We start from the raw sequence: 9,864 nt of genomic DNA on the forward strand, positions 1-9,864 counted from the left end.
GCCCGCGGGCGGGGTCGGCTAGATGCTTATCAGGTCTGTTTTCGAGCATCACTGGGCTAAGCTGTTTCCACGCCCAGACCACTCCGAACCGAGGTGCGGGCGCGTTGCAACATGTCCGCTCATGCGGCGATCGTCGCGAGGCCAAGTAACGGGGCGATGACACTGCGGACGGACCACGGTTTCCCTCACTGCAGAGGAAAGTGGGAGGGCTGGGCTCAGATCTTGCGTTTTGCCTCCGCAGTCCATGCACCCCAGATGAGCACCAAATCACAGCGGCCGAGACGGGTATTTCAGACGGATAGGAATCGGCGACATCATGAGCTTCGAGTGGGACCCAAGAAAGGCGAGATCAAATCAGCGTAAACATGGTGTCACCTTTGAGGAAGCATCCAGCGCATTGCGTGATCGGCTTTCGGCGACCGGCCATGATCCAGACCATTCGGAAGACGAGGATCGCTTTGTAACATTTGGTGTTTCGTCCCGAGGTCGCTTGCTTACGGTATCGCATACCGACCGAGGAAATACGATTCGGATCATAACGCACGAATAGCAACAAGCGTTGAAAGGCAGATTTATGAAGAAGGTCAAAGCAGAAACCGCAGATGAACTTCGGCCTGAATATAATAATAGGGCCGATTTTGGCGAGATCGTTCGTGGTAAATATGCGGATCGCATCAAGGAGGAATCCAACGTCGTGCTCCTTGAGCCGGATATTGCGAAGGTATTTCCAAACGACGAAGCGGTGAACAAAGCCCTCCGCTATCTGCTGGAAGTCGCCGAGGCGTCAGCTCGCCTAACAAGTGGCCGAATATGAGATCTAACCCCGCGTCCACGGACTCGGATCGCGGCAGACATTGCAACCCTGTGCTGGATTTCGACTGCCGCAGTGCGACGGAGGCGACACGGATGCCTTCGACGAGGAGAGTCGACCTGACCGGGGGAATGGATCAGTTGATCCCGGCACGTGGTTCTGCAACCGGCCCCTTCTTATACCGAGAGGTTCCGATGCCCGGCATCACCCTGAGCGCCCATTTCGGCGGCCAGTCGATCGTTCTCGACGAGCCGTTCGAGATTCCCGGCAACGCTCGGCTACTGGTAACAGTGGTGTCACCTTCAATGGACGGCGATCGTGCGCAGTGGTCCGACCTCGCCGGCTCCGGCCTCGCCCTCGTCTATGGAGACGACGAACCGGAGTACAGACTCACTGATGTGAGACGTCCGTGAACGAGGGCGACGTGGCTCTGACGCCGCTGCCCCAAGCCGACGGGCGCGTGAAGAAACGCCCGACGATTGCCCTGCGGCGCATGCCGGGTTTCGGGGGCGGGTTGGTCTGCGGCGTCAGCACTCAATTGCAGTCGATCGCAGCGACACCTTAGCCAGAGGGTTAGACCCATGCCAGCGCCGGCCGAAGACATCACCGAGCAGCTCCAAGCCGAGATCGAGCTTACACCCGTGCGTTACCGATCCTTGCTGCTGCGTTTGGTGCATTCTTTCCGCGAGGGCATCGAGGCGGATGAGCCCTGGCCCAGCGCGCGCGAGTCCTTCCGCGAGGGCTGGACGGACGCGCTGGCCGGCCGCGTCAGCCCGGTTGAAACCCTGTGGGACGGCATCGACGCCGATTCGATGAACCGATCCTGGCGAACCATGACGACGACGCCGCCAGCGGTCTGACGTTTTCATGTTTCCATCGCTCATCCGATTGGGATTCTTGGCCGTGCTGCCCGAGAGCCGGTTGCTTGGTGCGATCGGCATACTCGTACCGGACCGGCATCGCCGCCTGTCGGAGCGGCTGTCGGGATATCTGGTGCGATAGGCGGGCGAACGAATCCCTCGGCAGTGGCGCATCTGCTTCGTCTGGAGCGGCGGGAATGCAGACGCCGTGGAGATCGTGGATGACCACTGAGGCACGACCATGACCCCTGTCCTCGACAATGTGCACCCCGGCGAGGTGCTGCTCGAAGAGTTTCTGATACCCATGGGCATCAGCCAGAACGGCCTGGCGCGCGACCTTGGTGTTCCACCGCGGCGCATCAACGAGATTGTACACGCTCAGCGTGCCGTCACCGCCGATACGGCACTGCGCCTGGCGCGCTACTTCGGGACCTCGGAGGGGTTCTGGATGGGTCTCCAAGCGGACTACGATCTTGAGGAGGCCCGCAAGCGGCTAGGCGAGCGCCTGGAGCGGGACGTCAGGCCGCGGGCGGCGTAAACCGCTCGCCGGAACCATTGCGCACAACGTCACAATGAGCGTCTTGGGCAGGCTCCGCGTCCCGAAGCGCCACCACGCGAGGGAAGGCCCGACCGATCGGTCTGGTCGCTCACTGTGATTCCGTGGTACGACAGCCGATGTTCCCGTCCCCTATCTTCCGGCCTGATCTGACTTGACTGGCCGCAGACACAACCTCCTAATACAAGGCGATTGGCAGCCCCTCGGAGTCCCGAATGGACAAACACCTGGTTAGAGACCGCATCACCACAAACCCCGATCAATGCGGCGGGCGCCCTTGTATTCGCGGCATGCGAATCCGCGTCGTCGATATCCTCGAGATGCTCGCGGAAGGAGTGTCCGCCCGCGAGATCCTCGCGGACTTTCCGGATTTGGAGCCGGAGGACATTCAAGCCTGTTTGCTCCTAGCCGCTGAGCGCGTCGACATCCCGCGACTGGTCGCGTGACGATCTGGCTTGATGCTCAATTGCCGCCGACCCTTGCAGCCTGGTTGGCGAATACATTTGAGATCAGATGCCTGGCTGTACGTGATCTGGGGCTGCGGGACAGCGATGACCGGGCGATTTTCCAAGCGGCTCGCGACCAAGGCGATGTCGTCATCATGAGCAAGGACAGCGATTTCGTGGAACTTGCCTTACGACTCGGTCCGCCGCCGCGCATCCTCTGGCTCACCTGCGGCAATGTCACCAACTCCCACCTGCGCCGGATCCTGGCAGAGGTGCTGCCGGACGCCATGGCGATGTTGGAGGCAGGCGAAGTCGTCGTCGAAATCGGCGACCGGGGCGCTTGATCCATCGCTGGGCTAAGCTGTTTCCATGGCCAGACCACTCCGAATCGAGCTTGCGGGCGGGATTTATCACGTCACTTCGCGCGGCGATCGCCGCGAGGCGATCTACCGCGACGATGCGGACCGGGATGCCTGGCTGGCGGTGTTCGCGGAGGTCTGCGAACGCTTCAATTGGCGCTGTCATGCCTACTGCCAAATGACAAATCACTATCACCTCGTGGTGGGGACCGCGGAGGGGAATCTGTCGAAGGGGATGCGGCAGCTCAACGGTGTCTTCACCCAACGGGTCAATCGTCGTCATGGCCTGGTCGGGCACCTGTTTCAGGGCCGCTTCAAGGGCATTCTCGTCGATCGGGATGCCTATCTGCTCGATCTGACGCGGTATGTCGTGCTCAATCCGGTTCGAGCCGGCATGGTGGCCGATGCCGGCGATTGGGTCTGGAGCAGCTACCCGGCCATGTTGGGTCGGGTGCCGGCGCCGCCGTGGTTGGAGACCGACTCGGTGCTCGGCCGGTTCGGGCATGGGCGTGCGGCGGCCCGCGCCGCCCTCGCGGCGTTCGTCGCCGACGGGGTCGGACGGTCGAGCATTTGGGATGGACTGCGGTGCCAGGTCTTCCTCGGCTCAGACGACTTTGTGGAGCGGCACCGCGGTCTGGCGAAGGATCCGCAGCGCTTGCGCGAAGTCCCGCGTGCCCAGCGCCGTGCGCTCGCGCAGCCGTTGTCGGCGTTCGCCGATCAATCCGCGACGCGGCGCGAGGCGATGGCGCGGGCATTCTCAAGCGGTGCCTACACGATGCAGGAGATCGCCGAGCATTTCGGCGTGCACTACTCCACCGTCAGTCGCGCCGTGCGCCGGTTCGAGCGCACCGCAGCCGGATCGGCCGCGCCGGAGTCGAGCCATCGGACAGGTGATTTCACGACCTGACCATAAAGCCCACGAAAGCCCGTTCGAAAAAGCCCGCCCGAGCGGGCTTTTTTGTGTCCGGATTCAGATCTATAGTCATCCGAGGCGAGGGAAACCAACGACGATTAGCGGAATAGCCACCATGACGAACGCAACACGGTACGAAGAAGACGTGGTCGCTTGGGCGTCCGAACAAGCAAGACTGCTGCGCGAAAGACGGTTCGACCTGTTGGATATTGCCCATCTGGCCGAGGAGATCGAAGACGTGGGAAAGAGTGAGCAGAGAGAGCTGACGAACCGCATGGCACTGCTCTTGGCTCACCTGCTGAAGTGGCAGATGCAGCCCGGTCGCCGCGGAGCCAGCTGGCAGATTACCATCAGAAACCAACGGCGAGGAATCCTGCGTAGACTCCAAGAGACCCCGAGCCTGCTTCCAAAGCTCGACGACCCCGACTGGTGGGCGGGCGTTTGGGACGACGCGACGGCGCAAGCCGCGCAGGAGACCGGACTCTCGGATTTCCCCGAGACATGCCTCTGGACACCGAATCAGATTCTCGATCCGGCTTGGTCACCCGAGTAGGCGAGACCAGCCGACGCCGGCGGCGGACCGACATGTCCAGACAAGGGGTCTTGTCATGCAACATGTTGGCGTTCGGTGCAGCTGCCTCGGTCGGACTCTCTGCGCTGGCATGGCGTCGGGTCCGAGGGTCGACATCGAGGACTGGCAGGCTGGGCCGGGCTTGCCCTTGAGGGGCGCGGGGGCAGGTCTTGTAAGCCAGCCTTCGACGCGCTGCCCCGGCAGTGGCTCGAGGGCTCGCGCAAGGTCTTCCGAGCGCTGCCGCCGCTAGAGTGGTAGCGGCCGATCCGCAGTCGCATGTGCGCGACGCGCACTCGACCTCTTCAGTCGACAGCCCGGGATCGTCGGTTACCAGGACCAGCGCATGCCGATGCCGACCTCCTGCAGTGTCGGGTCGGAGGTGAAGATCTCGCGGACCGTGCCGTCCGAGAGCCGTCCGAGGAAGCACTGGCTCTCGTAATCGGAGTAACGACAGGTGGCGTGGACTTCCAGTTGCGTGCTGACGGCAAAGCGCAAGCCCACTCCCAGGACCATAGCCCGGCGCGGAGCTTGACTCGTCGTAGAAGGTTACGCGATCGGGTGCGCTCGAGCGTTTGATGTTCGACATGACGGTCTCGTCCATAACGATGCTCTCGCGATCGAGCGAATGGACTTCAACCATAGCCCAGAAGCAGAGCACCCTGCGAGCCGGTCATCGCGGGTTTGCCGTGGACGGGATTCGATCCCGGGCGATTTGCGGTTTCGGGGTCAGATCGCCGCGATGGTTTTCGGTCTCACTTGGTTCGGCAAATCCGGCGCAGAATGACAGCTCCGGCAGCCTGCCGGAACCGGCTCGCGCCGTTGTCGTACTGAGGCGCCGCTCTACTTGCCCTCCTCCGGCCCGCCGCTCACCCAGCCGCACCCCGGTACGCGCCGCTGGATGCTCCCGTCCCGATCATCCCAGCGAAAGAGATGCAGCCAGCCGTTGTCCAGCAGCTGGCGGACCAGCGCATGGCGGGCGATGATCTCCTCGATCGGCGTTTCGGGCGCCTGCAGGACGACGCTCAGACGTAGCGGCTCATGGATCCAGCGCCGGCCGTCGTGCAGCGACTGCATCGGCAGACCCGTGCGTAGGTCGCCGCCGTTGCCTTCGAGCACCCCGATGGCGCCGCCGACAACGTTGTGCAGCACCTTGTTGCCGCTGCCGAAGCGTCGGTTGTCGACGGTGGAGCCGTAATACTGCAAGTTGATCCAGGTGGCGACCACCATCGGCGCGGTCATGATCAGCTCCAGGGTCTTGAAGCCGGCATCGGCGCACCAGTCGTAATCGTGCAGAAAGGCGCGACCGCCCAGATCCACCCCGCGGGTGCGGGCGCGCGGTGCGGCGATGAAGGCGGCGTTGCCGGCCAGGCCCCACTCGGGGCGCACCTGGGACCAGTCACGGCTACGTCGGCGGATGCTCGCCTCCAGGCCGTGACCGCGCCGCCCGCCGAGCCCGAGCAGGGTGGCCCGTTGCATCCGCGTCAGCTCCCCGGCCTGCGCGAGCCAGCTGCGCAGCTCGGCGAGCTCCTCGGCGTAGCCTGCGGGCAGCACCCCGGTGTCGAACAGATGCACGTCGTCGACCGTGGTGTCGTGCAGTGCGGGCAGGAACCAGGTGTCCTCGGGGATCTCCAAACCACGCTCGCGCAGACCGCGGCGCACCGCCGGGTCGTTGAGGAGCGCGGCAACCACGCGGGCGCTGGCCTCGCCGGTCTGACCCGCGCAGGCCCCGCAGTCGAGCCCGGTGGCATGGGGGTTGTTCACCGAGGTGCTGCCGTGCCCGACCAACAGCACCAGTCGGGCGAAGCCGTCGGTGAGCGACATGGCGCGCAGGATCCCCTCGGCCAGCCCGATCCGATCCGCCGCCGGAATGCCGGCGCGCGTCGCCTCGGCCGCATCCTTGGCGCCGCAGGGGCCGGCGTGGTCGTGCCCGTGCGCGTGCTGTCGATGCGCATGCGACGGCGTATCGAGTGTCGGTCCGACCCGGCATGTATCGGCCGCATCCAGACGCAGGTCGTCGGGTGCCGGGACCGGCCGGCTCCATCCGAGGGTGTCGCCGACGAGCTTGGGCGCATAGAGCCAGATGCCCGCCGATTCGACGAAGGAGAAGCACGAGGAGGCGCCCATCTTGAACGCCTTCCAGGACTTGCTGATCCCGAAGCGGTGGCGTTGTACGGCCAAGGCGCGCTCGGCCTCCGCGGGGTCCGCGCCGTGGATCTCGGAGCAGACCCGGTAGGAGGGCGTGAGCAGCACCGGCACATGGGTGTGCGCGGTGACGGCACCGAGCGGAACATGCTCGATCGGCACGCCGAAGAAGCCGGCGAACCCGAGCGTGCGTCCTTGCGGGCAGACCGTCTCGAAGGCGCGGCGGATCACCTCCGAGCGGACGTCGATGCAGAAGGCCGCCTGCACGGCGGGGCGGATCAAGGTGTCGTTGTTCGCCGCCGTGCTCAACTGCCCGATCAGGCCGCGCTGATAGGCGAGCTCCGCTGCGCTCAGGAGTACCTGATCGATCTCCCGATCGCCGGCGTCATCGTCCGCGTCCTCGCCGGCCGCCCCGCCCGTGCCGAGATCGGCGCAGACCCGTCGCCAGCGGCGACGCAGCTCCGGGCTGCTCTTGTGCTCGTAGACCAGCAGATCCCAGGCCAGACGGATCGCCAGCAGCTCCTCGATGGTGTCGTCGCGCCCGCCGGCCAGCTCCGCCTGCCAGCGCAGCAGCCGGGTCCAAGCCGCCCAACCGCCGATGTCCATCAAGGCCGCGTGCAGGTAGTCGCGCGCCGCGCTCGCGGGGATGCCCAGCCGGTTCAGGGCCGCGCGGATGCAGTCGCGTGGCGCCTCGGGCAGGGCCTTCACACGCTTGCGCATGCTGCCTTGCCCCATCATAGTCGCGCTGAAATCCAGCGCCGCGAAACGACGCCAGGAGGCGTACAGCGACAGGCCCTGCCAAGGCTGCTTCCAGGTAGCTTGGCCCATATCGAAGAAGGCCGCGCAGTGCTGGCTGATGCGGTCTACGACGCAGCTCGACCAGTCGTCGGCGTCCATCTCGTCGAGCACCGCGGTGAGCAGCGGCACGCGCCCGGCCGGCGGCGGTTCGAGCTCGACGGCGCGTTGCAGGGCTGCGGGATCCAGCTGGCTCCCGCACACCGCGGCGGCCCCGCGCAGGTCCCCCGCGGTGATCCGCCCGATGGCGATCTGCTCGCGATAGTAGGCCCTGGGCATGTAAAGGCGCGCGCCCGCCACCCGGCGCAGCATGGCCGCGGCCTCTTGGAACGGCAGATCGCGCAGCCCGTGGAAGGGGTTTACCGCCACGAAGCGATCGAGCGGCCAGAGTGGGGCGATGCGCTCGCAGGCAGCCGCGATCTGCGCGTCGAGCGCCTCGGCCGTAGCGGAATCGGCCGCTTCCTGTGCGGGTCCTTGGCCGATCGGCACCGTCATGGCGATCGCCGGCGTCTGTTCGAGCGTCTCCAGATCGTTCAGGTTCATGGCGTTATACCCCTCGTTGGACGGCGGGCGCCGGGCGCAGCGGCCACAGGCGCGTGATCAAGCGGGTCACCAACACATCGACATAGAGCCCGTTGTAAAGATGCACCTGGATCGCCTGACGCAGCGGCGGTGCAATGCGCATAAAGAGATGTTGCAGGACAAGCAGGCCGATGAAGACGGCGACGACGGCGATGCTCAGAATCAGATCGAAGAGGCCGCCCGCCGGTGCCGCTGCACCCAGGCTGTCGGCAATGGCGTACTCGAAGGCCGCGTGCAGACCGAAATACCCGAAACACACCAGGGCGCCGATCGCGCTCGCGCGCAGGAGCAACGCGGCGTTGTCCTCCAACTCCAGCGCCTGCAGCAGCAGTTGCGCGACCGCGATGGCGACGATGGCTCCGGTGACGATCAGCGCCGGCTCATGGACCGGGTCCACGCCGAAGACGAACCCCGCGACGATGGCCATCAAGAGTGCGCCTTGGAAGGCCACCAACCAATGCCAGGGCTGCGGTCCGCCGTCGCGAAACTTCGGGGTCGCCGCCCGGAACCCGTCCACGCTGCTGCCCGAGGCGAGGAAGGCGTGCGCCTTGTACAGCGAGTGAGCGACCAGGTGCAGCAGCGCCAGGCTGTAGAGCCCGAGACCCGCCTCCAGCAACATGAATCCCATCTGCGCGGAGGTCGACCAGGCCAACGAGACCTTGATGCTGGTCTGGGTCAACATCACGAGCGAGGCGACCGTCAGCGTCACCAAGCCGATCACTGCCAGGGCATCCATCGCCGGACTGGACAGCGACATGATCGGAGCCATCCGAATCACCAAGAAAGCGCCGGCGTTGACGATGCCCGCGTGCAGCAAGGCCGATACCGGGGTCGGCGCCTCCATCACCTGCAGGAGCCAGCCGTGAAAGGGGAACTGGGCGCACTTGAGCGCCGCGCTGAGCACGATCAGCCAGGCCGCCCCCTGCAGCGCCGCCGGCAGCGGACCCTCCAGCCCCTCCATGGCCGCATAGACCCCGGCAAACTCCAGCGTGTGCAGAGTCGACCCGATCAAGAGGACCGCGATCAGCAGGCTCGCATCGCCGATCCGGCTGAAGACGAACTTCTTGTGCGCCGCCATCACCGCGGCCGGGCGCTCCGGATAGAAGAGCAGCAGCCGATGCAGGCTCAGACTCGTCGCCATCCAGGCCAGCACGAACATCAGCAGGTTGCCCGCGACGATCAGGGTCAGGATCGACGCCAGGGTGAGCAGCAGCCACTTGTGGAAGTGCCCCTCGGCAGGGTCGCCGGCCATGTAGTTGCGCGCATAGGTCGAGACCAGCGCACCGACGAAGGAGACCAGCGTGAGCATGATCACCGTCACGGCGTTGACGTAGACCCCGATGGCGAAGGCGCCGCTGTCGAACGGCAGATCCACAGAGAACAAGGTCAGGGACTGCGCTTGCCCGAAGCCGTGCCCCGCCAACACCGCCAGGGCCAGCGCGAACGCGGTCCATGCCAGGACATTGGCGAGGCGCGCCATCAGCGGCCCCGAACGGTTCGCGACCCGACTCGGGACGGCCCCGGTGAGCCATAAGACGACCGGCGCGGCAACCGCCGCGGCGGTGACGAGCGTGAGTGCGGACGACATCGATGCCTCCCGGGCTTGCGCCCAGTGATTGGGTTCGAGGCGATCTTGGGGGCGAGTCGATGTCTTGAAAAATCTATCTTTTCGATCCGACCTATCGGCGATGCTCTAAGTGTGGCGGCTGGTGTTTCGCGTGAGCGTGCCAAAGAACCAGCGACCTGCATCGCCGGTCCACGGCATCCGGGCTCCTCGGCGTTGCTCGGCCGCCGCCGGGTCTGTCGCCGTGTGTGTCCCGACAGGCGCA

General features: G+C 65.3%; 13 protein-coding genes. 10 read left to right on the top strand and 3 right to left on the bottom strand.

The window, feature by feature from the left end; all coding sequences use genetic code 11:
- The first annotated feature begins 316 nt into the window (after nucleotides 1–316).
- The 10 genes from VLR48_RS04765 (at nucleotide 317) to VLR48_RS04810 (ending at nucleotide 4,498) form a co-directional block, all read left to right on the top strand.
- A complete protein-coding gene (locus VLR48_RS04765; RefSeq protein ID WP_325290680.1) occupies nucleotides 317–550 on the top strand; it encodes a BrnT family toxin in 234 nt (77 codons plus the stop codon).
- Nucleotides 551–574: 24 nt separating this feature from the next.
- Entirely contained in the window at nucleotides 575–814 is a 240-nt protein-coding gene (locus VLR48_RS04770; protein WP_325290681.1) for a hypothetical protein, read from the top strand.
- 191 nt (nucleotides 815–1,005) lie between these two features.
- Complete coding sequence (locus VLR48_RS04775) at nucleotides 1,006–1,224, top strand: hypothetical protein (protein ID WP_325290682.1); 219 nt, start codon at nucleotides 1,006–1,008, stop codon at nucleotides 1,222–1,224.
- An 11-nt stretch (nucleotides 1,225–1,235) separates the two neighbouring features.
- Nucleotides 1,236–1,376, top strand: a complete 141-nt coding sequence (locus VLR48_RS04780) for a hypothetical protein (RefSeq protein ID WP_325290683.1) — start codon at nucleotides 1,236–1,238, stop codon at nucleotides 1,374–1,376.
- A 16-nt stretch (nucleotides 1,377–1,392) separates the two neighbouring features.
- Nucleotides 1,393–1,671: a hypothetical protein gene (locus VLR48_RS04785; protein WP_325290684.1), complete on the top strand. Its 279-nt coding sequence runs from the start codon at nucleotides 1,393–1,395 to the stop codon at nucleotides 1,669–1,671.
- Between the two features lie 241 nt (nucleotides 1,672–1,912).
- Complete coding sequence (locus VLR48_RS04790; protein WP_120795802.1) at nucleotides 1,913–2,209, top strand: HigA family addiction module antitoxin; 297 nt, start codon at nucleotides 1,913–1,915, stop codon at nucleotides 2,207–2,209.
- A 233-nt stretch (nucleotides 2,210–2,442) separates the two neighbouring features.
- Entirely contained in the window at nucleotides 2,443–2,673 is a 231-nt protein-coding gene (locus tag VLR48_RS04795) for a DUF433 domain-containing protein (protein ID WP_232409626.1), read from the top strand.
- Nucleotides 2,670–3,017: a DUF5615 family PIN-like protein gene (locus VLR48_RS04800; protein ID WP_325290685.1), complete on the top strand. Its 348-nt coding sequence runs from the start codon at nucleotides 2,670–2,672 to the stop codon at nucleotides 3,015–3,017. Before VLR48_RS04795 ends, VLR48_RS04800 begins: the two co-directional genes overlap by 4 nt.
- Before the next feature lie 25 nt (nucleotides 3,018–3,042).
- On the top strand, nucleotides 3,043–3,939 hold the full coding sequence (locus VLR48_RS04805; RefSeq protein ID WP_325290686.1) for a transposase: 897 nt from the start codon (nucleotides 3,043–3,045) through the stop codon (nucleotides 3,937–3,939).
- Nucleotides 3,940–4,060: 121 nt separating this feature from the next.
- Nucleotides 4,061–4,498 (top strand): DUF29 domain-containing protein, encoded by a 438-nt coding sequence (locus VLR48_RS04810; protein ID WP_007195293.1) that lies wholly within the window; start codon nucleotides 4,061–4,063, stop codon nucleotides 4,496–4,498.
- Nucleotides 4,499–4,843: 345 nt separating this feature from the next.
- Here the strand turns inward: VLR48_RS04810 and VLR48_RS04815 are convergent, their stop codons facing one another.
- The 3 genes from VLR48_RS04815 to VLR48_RS04825 all read right to left on the bottom strand — a co-directional run bounded on the left by VLR48_RS04815 (nucleotide 4,844) and on the right by VLR48_RS04825 (nucleotide 9,623).
- Nucleotides 4,844–5,011: a hypothetical protein gene (locus VLR48_RS04815; RefSeq protein WP_325290687.1), complete on the bottom strand. Its 168-nt coding sequence runs from the start codon at nucleotides 5,009–5,011 to the stop codon at nucleotides 4,844–4,846.
- Nucleotides 5,012–5,356: 345 nt separating this feature from the next.
- Nucleotides 5,357–7,996 (bottom strand): DUF2309 domain-containing protein, encoded by a 2,640-nt coding sequence (locus VLR48_RS04820; protein ID WP_325290688.1) that lies wholly within the window; start codon nucleotides 7,994–7,996, stop codon nucleotides 5,357–5,359.
- 4 nt (nucleotides 7,997–8,000) lie between these two features.
- Nucleotides 8,001–9,623, bottom strand: a complete 1,623-nt coding sequence (locus tag VLR48_RS04825; RefSeq protein WP_325290689.1) for an NADH-quinone oxidoreductase subunit L — start codon at nucleotides 9,621–9,623, stop codon at nucleotides 8,001–8,003.
- Nucleotides 9,624–9,864 lie beyond the last annotated feature (241 nt).

Origin of the sequence: Thiocapsa sp. (genome assembly GCF_035467215.1) — a bacterium.
Classification (GTDB): Bacteria; Pseudomonadota; Gammaproteobacteria; order Chromatiales; family Chromatiaceae; genus Thiocapsa.